Raw genomic sequence first — 13856 nt, 5'->3', positions numbered from 1 at the left:
AGCCTGTCGGTGCGACCTCTAGACTGAACGTCCATGAGCGAAAACGCCGTGCCGCCCGTCCGCCTCCGCCCCGACGTGCTCGCCACCCCCGCCTACCGGCAGGGCGCCACCCCGACGAAGCCCGGCTTCAAGCTGTCGAGCAACGAGAACCCCTTCGAGCCGCTGCCCGGCGTGCTCGAGGCGATCGCGAGGCGCGCGGAGCAGACGAATCGCTACGGGGCGGCGGCGATGCCCGAGCTGCGCGCGACGCTCGCCGGGTTCTTCGGCGTGAGCCTCGACGGGGTGCACCTCGGCGCCGGCTCGGTCGCGATCCTCTACCAGCTCGTGCAGGCCGCGGCGGGCCCGGGCGACGAGTTCGTCCACGCCTGGCCCAGCTTCGAGGCGTATCCGGCGATGGGCCTCGCCTCGGGGGCGGTGCCCGTCGCGGTGCCGCTGAACGAGCGCGCCGAGCACGACCTCGACGCGATGGCCGCGGCGATCACGGAGCGCACGCGGGTCGTGCTGCTGTGCACGCCGAACAACCCCACGGGCCCCACGATCCGCCGCGCCGACTTCGACCGCTTCATGGCGAGCGTGCCGTCCGACGTGCTGGTGGTGCTCGACGAGGCCTACCGCGAGTTCGTCACCGATCCCGACGCCGTGCGCGGGGAGGACGTGCTGCGGGGCCACCGCAATCTCGTGGTGCTGCGCACCTTCTCGAAGGCCTACGGGCTGGCCGGGCTGCGGATCGGCTACGGGGTCGGGGATCCCGCGATCCTGACCGCCGCCGCCAGCGTCTCGATCCCGCTCTCCGTGACCGGCATCGCCGAGAGCGCCGCCCTGGCCTCGCTCACGCCGGAGGCCCGGGCGGCGGGCGCCGAGCGGATCGCCGAGATCGCGGCCCGGCGCGACGCGCTCGCCGCCGCGCTGCGCGAGATCGGCGTCGCCGTGCCGGCGGCGCAGGGCAACTTCGTGTGGATCCCCGAGACCGCGCCGGGGGAGGGCGGGGTGGCGAGTGCGCTCGCGCTCGCGGCCGACTTCGCCGAGGCGGGCACGCTCGTGCGGCCGTTCGCCGGCCACGGGGTGCGCATCTCGGTGGGGGAGGCCGAGAGCGTCGCCGAGGTGCTGCGGGTCGTCAACGCTCATCTCCTGCAGACGACCGCGTAGCGGCCGCGCACGGCAGCCGTCCGGGTGCCGCAGGGCCTCGCCCGGCCGCTGAATATCCGCGCCGCGACATGGGGCCCGATTACACTGGGTCGGGATGAGCGAAGAGACGACTGACACCCCGCTGCTCGCCAGTGGCGCGGATCCCGAGCCGATCCGCTTCCTCGACGATGCGGGCGAGTACGCGCCCTCGGGCACCGCGGCCGAGTTCGCCGACGAACTCGCGGCCGTGGGGCTCGACGACTTCAAGCAGTGGTACCGCGACATGGTGTCGACCCGCGCGTTCGACACCGAGTGCACGCACCTGCAGCGGCAGGGCCAGCTCGCGCTCTGGGTGCCGAGCGTGGGCCAGGAGGGCTGCCAGGTGGGCCTCGTCCGTGCCTCCGAGCCGCAGGACCACATCTTCCCCGCCTACCGCGAGCACCTCGTCGCGAATGTGCGCGGCGTCGACATGCTGGACATCGCCGCCCAGTTCCGCGGCGTGACGCACGGCGGGTGGGACATCACCGACCCCGCCAACGGCAACGTGCACCTCTACACGCTGGTGCTCGGCTCCCAGACGCAGCACGCCACCGGTCACGCGCTCGGCCAGGTGCTCGACGCGAAGCGCCGAGCCGGCGACACCGCGCTCGACGCCGGCGAGGCGGGCACCGCGACCGGTGAGGCCACGATGGTCTTCTACGGCGACGGCACGTCCAGCCAGGGCGACCCCAACGAGGCGATGGTCTTCGCCGCCAGCTACCAGACCCCCGAGGTCTTCGTCGTGCAGAACAACGGCTGGGCGATCTCGGTGCCCGTGGCCCGGCAGTCGCGCACCCCGCTCTACCGACGCGCGCTCGGCTTCGGTCTCCGCGCCGTGCAGATCGACGGCAACGACCCGCTCGCGGCGTACGCCGTCGGGCGCCGCTTCCTGCGCCTCGCGCGAGAGGGCCACGGGCCCGGGTACATCGAAGCGCTCACCTACCGCATCGGCGCGCACACCACCGCCGACGATCCCACGCGATACCGCCCCGACGGCGAGCTCGAGGTCTGGCAGCAGCGCGACCCGATCGACCGCCTCGAGGCGTACCTGCGGAGCCGCGGCGTCGAGGACGCGTTCTTCGCCGAGGTCGCCGAGACCGCCGATCGCCGGGCGAAGGCCGTGCGCGATCGGATCCTGACGCTGCCGAAGCCGGAGCCGGAGTCGATGTTCGCGCACGTCTACGCCGAGCCGCACCCGCGGATCGACGAGCAGCGCGCCTGGTTCGCCCAGTACGAGTCGTCGTTCGAGGGGGCGGACGCGACGCCGGTAGACGCGCCAGCGTCTGCGTCGCGGCCGGTGCCGCACACGGCGGCAGCCCACGGAGCGGAGCGAGGGGTGACCGAGTGACCGAGATCGTGACTCTTGCGGAGCGCACCACGCTGCCGATCGCGAAGGCGATCAACGAGGGGCTGCGCGCCGCCATGGCCGCCGACGACCGTGTGCTGCTGATGGGCGAGGACATCGGCCCGCTCGGCGGCGTGTTCCGGGTGACCGACAGGCTGCAGGCCGAGTTCGGAACGGCCCGGGTGCTCGACACCCCGCTCGCCGAGGCCGGCATCGTCGGCAGCGCGATCGGTCTCGCACTGCGCGGGTACCGCGCGGTCGTCGAGATCCAGTTCGACGGCTTCATCTTCCCGGCGTTCAATCAGATCACCACGCAGCTCGCGAAGATCCGCGCCCGGCACGACGGCAAGGTCGACATGCCGATCGTCATCCGCGTGCCCTACGGCGGGCACATCAACTCGATCGAGCACCACGAGGAGAGCCCCGAGGCCTACTTCGCGCACACTCCGGGTCTCCGGGTCGTCGCCCCCTCGACCGCTCACGACGCCTACTGGATGATCCAGCAGGCGATCGCCTCGAACGATCCGGTGCTCTTCTTCGAGCCGAAGGCGAAGTACTGGCAGAAGGGCGAGGTCGACCCCGGCGCCCCGGCAGCCGAGCTGCACCAGAGCCGCATCGCCCGCACCGGCTCCGACTGCACCGTCGTCGGCTTCGGCGCCATGGTGACGACCCTGCTCCAGGCCGCCGAGATCGCGCAATCGGAGGGAACGAGCATCGAGGTGGTCGACCTGCGCACCGTCTCGCCGATCGACTACGAGCCCCTGCTCGCCTCCGTGCGCAAGACGGGCCGGCTCGTCGTCGCGCAGGAGGCGTCGGGCAACGCGAGCGTGGGGAGCGAGATCGCGGCGACCGTCGCGGAGCGCGCGTTCTATTCGCTGCAGGCGCCCGTGCTGCGCGTCTCCGGCTACGACGTCCCGTTCCCCGCCGCCTCCATCGAGCCGCTCTTCCTCCCCGACGCGGATCGCGTGCTCGAAGCCGTCGACCGCACGATGCACTACTGAGCCGTCGCGACCCCGCACTTCGATAGACCGCCGAGACCACAGGAGTCACCCATGAGCGAGATGACCTTCCCCCTCCCCGATGTCGGCGAGGGGCTGACCGAGGCAGAGATCGTCGCGTGGCACGTCGCCGCGGGCGACACCGTCGCACTGAATCAGGTCATCTGCGAGATCGAGACCGCGAAGTCGCTGGTCGAGCTGCCCTCGCCGTTCACCGGCACGGTCACGGAGCTGCTCGCCGAGGTCGGCCAGACCGTGCCGGTCGGCGATCCGATCCTGCGGGTCTCCGTCGAGGGGAGCGGGGGATCGGATCCCGCGCCCTCGGCCGCCCCCGCCGAGTCGGAGGAGACCCGCGACGCGGTGGCCGATGCGGCGGCGAGCGTCGAGCACGAGGAGGAGGGCGGCGCCGTGCTGGTGGGCTACGGGGCGGCCGGCGCGGTGAAGTCGCGCCGGCGCCGCGGCGGGGAGCCGCTGCTGGGCGGTGCGGTGCCGGCCGGCGGCGCCCACGCGCCGATCCCGGTGGCCGACGCGGCCCCCGTGATCGCGAAGCCTCCGATCCGCAAGCTCGCGAAGGATCTGGGCGTCGACCTCACGCAGGTGAGCGGTACCGGCATCGCCGGCGAGATCCTGCGCGACGACGTGGTGCGGCAGGCCTCGCAGGCGAGCCTCTTCCGCAACCTCTCGACCCCCGACGCACCGGAGGCCCGCGAAGAGCGGATCCCGCTCAAGGGCATGCGCAAGCAGATCGCGAAGGCCATGGTCGCGAGCTCGACGGAGGCGCCGCACGTGAGCGTCTTCACCGATGTCGACGCGACCCGCACGATGGAGTTCGTGAAGCGCCTCAAGAACTCCACCGACTTCGCGGGGGTCAAGGTGTCGCCCCTGCTCATCTTCGCGAAGGCGATGCTGTGGGCGATCCGGCGCAATCCGCAGGTCAACTCGACGTTCACCGAGACCGAGATCATCCGTCACAACTTCGTGAACCTGGGGATCGCGGCAGCGACGCCGCGCGGCCTCGTGGTGCCCAACATCAAGGACGCGCAGGATCTCAGCCTGCTCGACCTCGCGAAGGCGATCGAGCAGCTCACCATCACCGCGCGCGACGGCCGCACCCAGCCGGCCGAGATGCAGAACGGCACCATCACCATCACCAACATCGGCGTCTTCGGCATGGACTTCGGCACGCCGATCCTCAACCCGGGGGAGTGCGCCATCATGGCGATGGGCACGATCCGCGAGAAGCCGTGGGTGGTCGACGGCGAGGTGCGCCCGCGCATGGTGACGACCGTCGGCGGCTCGTTCGACCACCGCGTGGTCGACGGCGACGTGATCTCCCGCTTCGTGGCCGACGTGGCCTCGGTGCTCGAGGAGCCCGCGCTGCTGCTGGACTGAGTCGCACCGCGGCGTCCGGCACGATCGGGAGCCGCGACGACGCGCGGCGCCTCACCGACGCTCGACGCGACGGCGGGATTCGAACCCGCTGCTGCTCGGTCATGAACCGGCTACCGGAACCATCCGGGTTGTCGCGATGCCCCCACGGTACCCGGCAGACGTCGATCCGCGACGTCTATTGCGGATTGCGACGCGGCCGGCCGACGGTGTCCTGGATCGGCGTGAGCGCTTCCGCTCGGCTCCGGGATGTCCGGCGTTCCGCCGGGAGGGCACTCGCTGTATCTCGGTGTCCGTCCCGCCGATGGTGACGCCCGGGCTTCTCGGAGGAGAGCACGTCACGTAACGGGTTTACCACATTACTCTCGGTTACCTGCCGATGTTGTAGCGGTGCTTATGCCAGCCATAAGCTGAGCCGAAGTCACCGGCACCATCACGCATCTGGGAGTGGAATTGAGTCACGCGAGCGGTTCTCTGCACATCGACGTCACGCCGACGGATGCGCTCATCGACGCGGACACCCGCGTCCGGATCAGCGGAGCCCGCGCGGGTGAGCTCGTCTCGGTCGCCGTCGAGTCGGAGCAGCTCGGCGATACGCGGTGGGCGTCCTTCGCCCACTTCGTCGCGGACGCGGCGGGGAGAGTCGACCTCGGGACCGCCGTCCCGGTCGACGGCGGCTACCGCACGGCCGACGCGAACGGGCTCATCTGGTCGCTGAGGCCCACGGAGGATTCGCCTGTCCGCATCAGAGACAGTCGGTTCATCGAGTCGGGGCTCCAGCCGTTCGAGCTCGTGTTCACGGTCGAGACGCCGCGCAGCGGCACCGCCGAGACCTCCGTCCTGCGGCGCCCGGTGGCCGAAGGCGTCGAGCGCCGCGAGATCCGCGAGGACGGTGTCGTCGGCACGCTCTTCACCCCGCCCGGAGCGGGACCGCACGCGGGCATCGTCGTCGTGCCCGGATCCAACGGCGGGATTCCCGAGGCGCTCAGCGCGCTCTACGCCTCCCACGGCTACGCCGCGCTGGCCCTGGGGTACTTCCGCGTCGAGGATCTTCTCCCGGAGACCCTCGAGGAGATCCCGCTCGAGTACTTCGATAACGCCTTCAACTGGTTATCGGGTCAGCCTCGGGTGGATGCGAGCCGCTTGGTGGTCAGCGGCGCGAGTCGCGGTGGAGAGCTCGCGCTGCTGCTCGGCGCCACCTTCCCGGCGGTACGCGGGGTGCTCGCGTGGGTGCCGAGCAACACCGTCAATCAGGGGTTCGCGAGGATCGGGGATGACACCGTGCGCGCCGCCTGGACGCTGCACGGCGAGCCGATCCCGTTCCTGCCGCGCGGCTTCAGCGACCCCGACCATCCGGTGCCGCTGCGCGACGGCGGCGCGGTCTTCGCGGTCGGCGCACTCCGCAGCCGCTCGCTGGTCGACGACCCTGAGCCGTACGAGATCCCCGTTGAGCGGATCAACGGTCCGATCCTCCTCCTCTCCGGCCGGGACGACGTGCTGTGGCCGTCCGCGGTCTTCAGCGACTGGGCGGTGGCCCGTCTGCGCGAGAAGGGGTTCTCGCACGACGTCGAGCATCTGAGCTATGAGAACGCGGGGCACACCCTGGGCCCGGCGAACGGCCCGGCGACCATCATCATCGGACCCGACGCCGGCCGGGTCTCCGAGCGATTCACGAATCTCGGAGGCACCCCGGAGGGCATCGCCCGCGCGCGAGCGGACCTGTGGCCCCGGGTGCTCGAGTTCCTGGGAAGGGCGGTGGCGACCGCATGAGCGAGAACTCGACGACGGCCGCGGCGGTGACCGCGCCCGCAGCGGCTACAACGCCCGTCGCCGGCCGTTCCGTGAGGCGCCTCGTGTTCGGCGGCGCGCGCCTGACCCGCCTCGACGGCTGGGGAGCCCCGCAGGATCCCGAGGCCTCGAAGTCCGTACTGCGGGCCGCCCTCGACGCCGGTTTCGACGCCGTGGACACCGCGGACGCGCTCGGCCCGGGCATCAGCGAGACGCTGATCGGCGAGGTCGTCGGCGACCGTTCCGACGTGCTCGTCTCCACGAAGGTCGGAATGCTCCGTCCCGGACCCACGCAGTGGGACGTGCTGGGCCACCCGAACTACCTGCGCCAGCAGGTGCACGCGAGCCTCTCCCGGCTCCGGAGGGAACAGATCGACCTGCTCTATCTGCACCGCATCGATCCGGACTATCCGCTCGCGGATCAGCTCGGCGCGCTGCAGGATCTGCGCGATCAGGGCCTCGTCGGGAGCATCGGCGTGAGCGAGCCGACCGCGGAGCAGCTGGAAGACGTGCTGCGCGTCGAGCCGGGACTCGCCGCGGTGCAGAGCGTCTACAACGTCGCGGCGCCGGGGCATCGCCCGCTCATCGGGTCGCTGGCCGAGCGGGGGATCCCCTTCGTGGGGTACTGGCCGCTCATCGGCCGGGGGCTGCCGGCCGCGGAGTTCGAGCGGGTCGACGGGGTGCTGCGGCGATTCGCCGACGACACGGGTCTCACCCCGACGCAGCTGAAGCTCGCCTGGATCTTCGCGACGGCGCCGAACACCCTTGCGGTCGTCGGGTCGCGATCGCCGCAGCACCTGGTGGAGAACCTGGCCGTGCTCGAACGGCCGATCGCCGCCGAGCTCGTCCCCCGGATCGAGCACGAGGTTCGCGAGGCGCTCGGAGGTTTCTCGTTCGATCCCCGATACGGACGCGAGGAGCAGGCATGAGCGGCACCGACCCCCTGCACGCCTATCTGGCATTCGAGCAGGCGCAGGCGGATGCCGTGCGCCCCGAACCCGATCCGCACTCTCCGTTCCGAGGGGCCGACGCCGCGCTCCAGGAGCAGATCGCCGCGCGGATCGAGGGACTCTCCGCCGAACTCCGCGCTCTCGCGGTCGATCTCTACGAGCATCCCGAGGTCGGCTTCGAGGAGCACCGCTCGGTCGCCCGGATCGCGGAGCTGCTGGAGGCGCACGGCGTCGCGGTGCAGCGGTCCGCGTTCGGCCTCGCGACGTCGTTCGTCGCGACCGCGGGCGACGACGGGGACGATGGGCCGCACTTCGCGATCCTCGCGGAGTACGACGCGCTTCCCGGGATCGGGCACGCGTGCGGGCACAACGTGATCGCGGGTATCGCGGTCGGCGCTTTTCTCGGCGTGCGCGACATCGTCGACCGCCTGGGCGGTCGAGTCTCGCTCATCGGCACCCCGGCTGAGGAGGGCGGGGCGGGCAAGGAGCTCATCATCCGCGCGGGCGGCTTCGACGACGTCGACGCCGCGGGCATGGTGCACCCCTCGGTCGGAGACTCGGTCAGCCCGATCTTCGGGCCCGGCACGAGCGGCGTGCGCCGGGTCTCGGTGACGTACCACGGCAGAGCCGGGCACGCCGCACTCAGCCCGTACCTGGGCCTCAACGCCCTCGACGCGGTCGTCACGGCCTACCAGTCGGTCGCGCAGCTGCGCCAGCACATCCTGCCGGTCGACCGTCTGCACGGGATCATCACCGACGGCGGTGCGGCGCCGAACGTGGTGCCGGATCGCGCCTCGGCGGTGTTCCTGATCCGCTCGACGGAGATCGACACGCTCAAGGTGCTCACCGACCGCGTGGTCGACATCCTCGAGGGCGCAGCGCTCGCCACGGGCACGCGCGCCGAGATCGACCTGGACTTCGAGCCGCCCTATCTGCCGCTCGTGCAGAACACCGAGCTCGTGAAGCGCTGGGCGCGGCACCTCACCGCGCGGGGGCGCACCGTGCCGGTGACGCCGGCGGTCGCCCGTCAGGGCGGCCCGTCGACCGACATGGGCAACGTCAGCCAGTTCATCCCGGCCATCCACCCGGCGCTCGGACTCGGCGGCTCGCCGGACGTCGTGCCCCACAATGCGGAGTTCGCCGAGACGACCGTGCGGGAACCGGCGATCCGCGCGCTCGTCGACGGTGCGATCGCGCTCGGCGGCCTGGCCGCCGACTATCTCGCGGATCCCGGCCTGCGCGCTGCGGCAGAGGCCGAGTTCCAGGCGCGCGGAGGCCGCCGCCGGTGGGAGGCGTGACCGCATGACCGCCGACATCGACACGCGGGTGATCGCGGCGCACCGCCGCGGCGCCCCCAGCTGGGTGCACAAGCTCGGACGTTCCCTCGTCGATATCGTCCTGGTGCTCTGGGCCGCGGCCACGATCACCTTCATCGCGCTGCAGCTGATCCCCGGCGACCCGCTCGACAAGCTGCTCGCCGGAGTGCAGGAAGCGACCCCGGAGATGCGCGCCGAGATCGCCGCCCACTACGGTCTCGATCAGCCGCTGATCGTGCAGTACCTCTCGTATCTCGGGGGCATCGTGCGCCTCGACTTCGGAGTGAGCTACCTGCGGGCGACCCCGGTGGTCGACCTGCTCTTCAAGGAGTTCGGCTCGACGGTGGAGCTGACGGTCTGGGCGATGATCGTCGCCGTCGGCGTCGCGGTGCTGTTCTCGCTCGCGACCTCGGGCAGACAGCGCCGGGTGCGCTTCCTCGCGCAGGGCTTCGAGCTCGTCGCGGTCTCGATCCCCTCGTTCTGGCTCGGGATCCTGCTGATCACCCTGTTCTCCTTCAGCCTGCGCTGGCTGCCCGCGTTCGGCAACGACGGCCCGGCGAGCCTCGTGCTGCCGGTGATCACCCTCGCGGTGCCCCTGATCGGCGTGCTCTCGCAGGTGCTCAGGGAGCGCATGGAGCACACGCTGCACGAGCCGTTCGTCACGACGATCCGTGCGCGGGGTCTCGGAGAGACCCGCCTCCGCACCGATCACGTCCTCCGCCACGCGAGCCTGCCCGCGCTCACCCTGAGCAGCGTGATCTTCGGCTCACTGCTCAGCGGCACGGCCGTCGTCGAGACGCTGTTCGCGCGGCCGGGGATCGGTCGCCTCGCGGTCTCCGCGGTGCAGGACCGGGACATCCCCCTCGTGCTCGGCTTCGTCGTCTTCGCGGCCTTCATCTTCATCGTGATCAACACGATCGTCGACATGCTCTATCCGATCATCGACCCGAGACTGCGACAGGGGAGACCATGACGGCCACGATTCCCGGAAGCACCGCCGCCGCTCGCCAGAAAGCCTCCCGCCGCGCTGGTGTTCCGCCGTTCGGGGTGCTGCTCGCGATGGTGGTGTTCGCACTCCTGCTCGTCGCGGCCGTCGCCCCCGGCCTCTTCGCGACCCACGACCCGCTGTTCGGCAGACCCGTGGATGCGCTGCAGCCCGCGAGCGCGGAGCACTGGCTCGGCACCGATCAGCTCGGGCGCGATCTCTACTCGCGCATCGTGCACGGCGCGTTCTACTCGATCTCGCTCGGCATCGGCGCCACCCTCATCGGCCTGCTCGGCGGCATCGTGCTCGGGGTCGTCGCGGGCTATGCGAGCGGGATCCTCGACCGCGTGATCACGCGATTCCTCGACATCCTGCTCGCCTTTCCCGAGGTGATGATCGCGCTGTTGACGATCACGATCCTCGGACCCGGCCAGTTGAGCCTCATCTGGGCGGTCGGCCTCGGCAGGATCCCCGGAGCCGCGCGTCTCGTGCGTGCGCAGGTGCTGCAGGTGCGAGGATCCGGATTCGTCGCGTCGGGGCTGGCGCTGGGGCTGCGGCCGTCGGTGCTCGTCACCCGCCATGTGGTGCCCAACAGCCTCGGGCCGGTGCTCGTGAGCTCCGTGCTCGGCGTCGGCGTGAGCATCATCTTCGGCGCCGCGCTCAGCTTCCTCGGACTCGGGTCCGTGCCGCCGACCCCGGAGTGGGGACTCATGCTCTCGGAGGCCCGGCAGTATCTCAGCATCGCACCCTGGATCGCGGTGTGGCCCGGTGTCTTCATCACCGTCACGGTGATCTCGGTCACGGTGACCGGCCGCTACCTGCAGCAGCGGTTCGTCTCGAAGCGGAGCTCGCTGTGAGCGCCGCAGCGGTCGGAGCGGTGAGCGTTCCGGAGACCGCCGCCGCGGCCGATGCGCTCGTGCACGTCGAGAATCTCAGCGTCGCCTTCGACGGTACGACGGTCGTCTCCGGCATCGGCTTCACCCTCGAACCCGGACGCTGCGTCGCGCTCGTCGGGGAGTCGGGATCGGGCAAGAGCGTCACGGCGCGCAGCCTCCTCGGCCTCGCCGGCCGGGGGTCGGCGGTCACGGCCGATCGTCTGACCGTCGGAGCGCACGACCTGCTGCGCCTCGACGAGCGCCAGTGGCGCGAGCTGCGCGGCCGAGAGGTGGGTCTCGTGCTGCAGGACGCGCTCGTCTCGCTCGATCCCCTCGTGAACATCCGCGGTCAGCTGAACGAGCCCCTCCGGCTGCACACCGAGCTGAACCGGTCGGAGCGCCTCTCGCGGTCCGCGGAGCTGCTCTCGGAGGTCGGGATCGCTGATGCAGCACTCCGGCTCCGCCAGTACCCGCACCAGCTCTCGGGCGGGCTGCGGCAGCGCGCGCTCATCGCGAGCGCCGTGGCGGCGAACCCCAGGGTGCTGATCGCCGACGAGCCGACGACCGCGCTCGACGTCACCGTGCAGAAGCAGGTGCTGGCGCTGCTCGCGCGCCTGAAGGCGCAGGGCACCGGGCTGCTGCTCGTCAGCCATGACCTCGCCGTCGTGTCCTCGCTCGCGGATGAGATCCTCGTGCTGCGGGGCGGTGAGCTGGTCGAGCGCGGCGACCCCGACGCGGTGCTCCGCGATCCGCAGGCCTCGTACACGAAGGAGCTCATCGCCGCGATTCCCTCGGGCAGCTCCCGGGGCACCCGGCTCTCGAAGCTCCCGCCCTTCTCCTTCGCCGACCGACTGGGTCCGGCCGCACAGCCGCTCTCACCGGGGAGCATCGATCCGGCCCCTCCCGTGATCGAGGCGCGCGCGCTGAACAAGGTGTATCCCCGCCCCGGGGGCGGGGGCACCCAGGTGCTGTTCGACGTGTCGTTCGACGTGCGCCGGGGCACCACGCTCGGGCTGGTGGGAGAATCCGGATCGGGCAAGTCGACCGCCGCCGGAATCGTGCTGGGACTGACGGAGCCGAGCTCCGGCGAGGTCCGCCTCGACGGAGAGCCGTGGTCGAGCGTGCCGGAGCGGAAACGGCGAATGCGGCGGCGGCGGATCCAGACGATCTCGCAGGATCCGCTGGGCTCGTTCGATCCGCGCGACTCCGTGCGCGCGATCCTCACCGAAGCGCTCGGTGCGGCCGGTGTTCCCGCGGAGGACCGTGTGGACCGGGCCGTGCAGCTGCTCGAGCAGGTCGGGCTGCGGGGCGAGCACCTCGGGCGCCACCCGTTGGAGCTCTCGGGCGGCCAGCGGCAGCGCGTGTCGATCTCGCGGGCGCTCGCCACGGATCCGGAGGTGATCGTCTGCGATGAGCCGGTCTCCGCGCTGGACGTCTCGATCCAGGCGCAGGTGCTCGATCTGCTGACCGATCTGCAGGATCAGCTCGGCGTCTCGCTCCTGTTCATCTCGCACGACCTGGGGGTGATCCGGCACATCGCCCATGACGTCGCCGTGATGCAGCACGGCCGCATCGTCGAGACCGGGGAGCCCGAGCAGATCTTCGAACAGCCCGAACACCCGTACACCAGAGAACTGATCTCGGCGATACCGAGACTGTGACTCCGATTCCTCCCATCCGCACCATTCCCGGCGGCGGCATCGCGCGGCCGGTCCATCCAGTAAGGAACCCATCATGACACGCAGACCACTGCGCCGAGCGGCCACCGGCCTCGCTCTCGGCCTCGTCCTCGCTCTCGGCCTCGCCGCCTGCTCCTCGGGAGACACCGGGTCCGCGGGCGCAGACGATTCGAGCACCGCCCCCGTCGCGGGCGGAACGCTCACCTATCTCGCCAACACCGAGCCGCCCACCTGGGACAGCCAGGTCGTCCCGAGCCTGAACGTCAACTCCATCAACTCGAGCATCTTCGATCAGGTGGTCGCCCAGGCGGAGGACGGCACGTACCACCCGTATCTCGCGACCGGGTGGGAGATCTCGGACGACGGGCTGAACTACACCTTCACCCTCCGCGAGGACGTCGTCTTCCACGACGGCTCCCCGTTCAACGCCGAGGTGCTCAAGCAGAACCTCGACCGGCCGCTGAACGAGCCGGGCCTCGCGACGTCGTCGAGCTTCATCGAGTCGACGGAGGTCGTGGACGAGTACACCCTGAGCGTGGACCTTGCGCGCCCGAACGCGGCGTTCATCCATCAGCTCTCGACCCCCCACTGGCCGATCTACTCCGGCAAGGTGCTCAGCGAGACCGAGCCGGGCCAGCGCAGCGCGGATCCGACGCTGTCGATCGGATCCGGGCCCTTCCGGGTCGCCGAGTACGTCGCGGGCTCGAAGCTCGTGCTCGAGCGCTTCGAGGACTACGCCTGGGCTCCCGAGACCCGGGACCACCAGGGCGCCGCGTACCTCGACGAGGTCGTGATCCAGTTCGTGCCGGAGCCCCAGTCGCGCATCGGCTCGCTGAACTCCGGTCAGGCGGACGCGATCGACCAGGTACCGCCGCTCAACATCCCCGAGGTGGAGAGCGCGGGCAACCAGATCATCACGCAGGACAACACGGGCACCCCGTGGCTGCTGAACATCAATCCCAACCTGGCTCCGTTCGACGATGAGAACGTGCGTCTGGCGTTCCGCTCGGCGATCGACATCGACGGTCTGCTCCAGAGCATCTACGCCGGCGTCTACGAGAAGGCGTGGAGCACGACGCTTCCCGGCACACCGCCGGCCGGTTCGTTCGACGAGGATCTCGTCGACTCGTGGGGCTACGACCTCGACGAGGCGATCGCCCTGCTCGAGGAGGCCGGGTGGACCGAGATCGACGGCGACGGCTATCGAGTCAAGGACGGCGAGCGCCTGCATCTCGACTGGTACGTCGACAGCCTCTACGCGCAGACCGATCAGCGCCAGCAGCTGGGCGAGGCGATCGCCTCCTCGCTGAAGGAGGCGGGCTTCGAGGTCGAGCGGATCCCGTTCGACACCGGCTCCTTCGGCACCG

The 13856-nt window shown here is 70.9% G+C and carries 11 protein-coding genes and 1 tRNA gene; 11 read left to right on the top strand and 1 reads right to left on the bottom strand.

Annotated elements, in window-relative coordinates:
• Window positions 1–33: 33 nt before the first annotated feature.
• The 4 genes from ACWKZU_RS00915 to ACWKZU_RS00900 all read left to right on the top strand — a co-directional run bounded on the left by ACWKZU_RS00915 (window position 34) and on the right by ACWKZU_RS00900 (window position 4899).
• On the top strand, window positions 34–1146 hold the full coding sequence (locus tag ACWKZU_RS00915) for a histidinol-phosphate transaminase (protein WP_449280514.1): 1113 nt from the start codon (window positions 34–36) through the stop codon (window positions 1144–1146).
• Window positions 1147–1240: 94 nt separating this feature from the next.
• The gene (locus tag ACWKZU_RS00910) at window positions 1241–2512 is read left to right on the top strand and encodes a thiamine pyrophosphate-dependent enzyme (protein ID WP_449280513.1); all 1272 of its coding nucleotides are present in this window, start codon (window positions 1241–1243) and stop codon (window positions 2510–2512) included.
• Window positions 2509–3510, top strand: coding sequence for an alpha-ketoacid dehydrogenase subunit beta (locus tag ACWKZU_RS00905; protein ID WP_449280512.1), 1002 nt, complete (start codon window positions 2509–2511; stop codon window positions 3508–3510). The genes ACWKZU_RS00910 and ACWKZU_RS00905 overlap by 4 nt, the downstream gene beginning before the upstream one ends.
• Window positions 3511–3561: 51 nt before the next feature.
• The gene (locus ACWKZU_RS00900; RefSeq protein ID WP_449280511.1) at window positions 3562–4899 is read left to right on the top strand and encodes a dihydrolipoamide acetyltransferase family protein; all 1338 of its coding nucleotides are present in this window, start codon (window positions 3562–3564) and stop codon (window positions 4897–4899) included.
• A gap of 65 nt (window positions 4900–4964) precedes the next feature.
• On the opposite strand, the gene ACWKZU_RS00895 is transcribed toward ACWKZU_RS00900, so the two are convergent.
• A tRNA-Ile gene (locus ACWKZU_RS00895) sits at window positions 4965–5034 on the bottom strand.
• 315 nt (window positions 5035–5349) lie between these two features.
• Here ACWKZU_RS00895 and ACWKZU_RS00890 point away from each other — a divergent pair.
• The 7 genes from ACWKZU_RS00890 to ACWKZU_RS00860 form a co-directional block, all read left to right on the top strand.
• Window positions 5350–6666, top strand: a complete 1317-nt coding sequence (locus tag ACWKZU_RS00890) for an acyl-CoA thioester hydrolase/BAAT C-terminal domain-containing protein (protein WP_449280510.1) — start codon at window positions 5350–5352, stop codon at window positions 6664–6666.
• Complete coding sequence (locus ACWKZU_RS00885; protein ID WP_449280509.1) at window positions 6663–7613, top strand: aldo/keto reductase; 951 nt, start codon at window positions 6663–6665, stop codon at window positions 7611–7613. Before ACWKZU_RS00890 ends, ACWKZU_RS00885 begins: the two co-directional genes overlap by 4 nt.
• Window positions 7610–8932, top strand: coding sequence for a M20 family metallopeptidase (locus ACWKZU_RS00880; protein ID WP_449280508.1), 1323 nt, complete (start codon window positions 7610–7612; stop codon window positions 8930–8932). The genes ACWKZU_RS00885 and ACWKZU_RS00880 overlap by 4 nt, the downstream gene beginning before the upstream one ends.
• A gap of 4 nt (window positions 8933–8936) precedes the next feature.
• Window positions 8937–9923, top strand: coding sequence for an ABC transporter permease (locus ACWKZU_RS00875; RefSeq protein ID WP_449280507.1), 987 nt, complete (start codon window positions 8937–8939; stop codon window positions 9921–9923).
• Window positions 9920–10792 carry an ABC transporter permease gene (locus ACWKZU_RS00870; protein WP_449280506.1) on the top strand — a complete coding sequence of 291 codons (873 nt, stop codon included), beginning with the start codon at window positions 9920–9922 and terminating at the stop codon, window positions 10790–10792. The genes ACWKZU_RS00875 and ACWKZU_RS00870 overlap by 4 nt, the downstream gene beginning before the upstream one ends.
• Window positions 10789–12471 carry a dipeptide ABC transporter ATP-binding protein gene (locus tag ACWKZU_RS00865; protein WP_449280505.1) on the top strand — a complete coding sequence of 561 codons (1683 nt, stop codon included), beginning with the start codon at window positions 10789–10791 and terminating at the stop codon, window positions 12469–12471. Before ACWKZU_RS00870 ends, ACWKZU_RS00865 begins: the two co-directional genes overlap by 4 nt.
• Before the next feature lie 73 nt (window positions 12472–12544).
• Window positions 12545–13856: ABC transporter substrate-binding protein (locus ACWKZU_RS00860; RefSeq protein WP_449280504.1), on the top strand; the 1312-nt coding region annotated here is incomplete at its 3' end.

Source organism: Leucobacter sp. (assembly GCF_053528595.1).
This window is presented reverse-complemented; position numbering and strand designations above follow the sequence as displayed.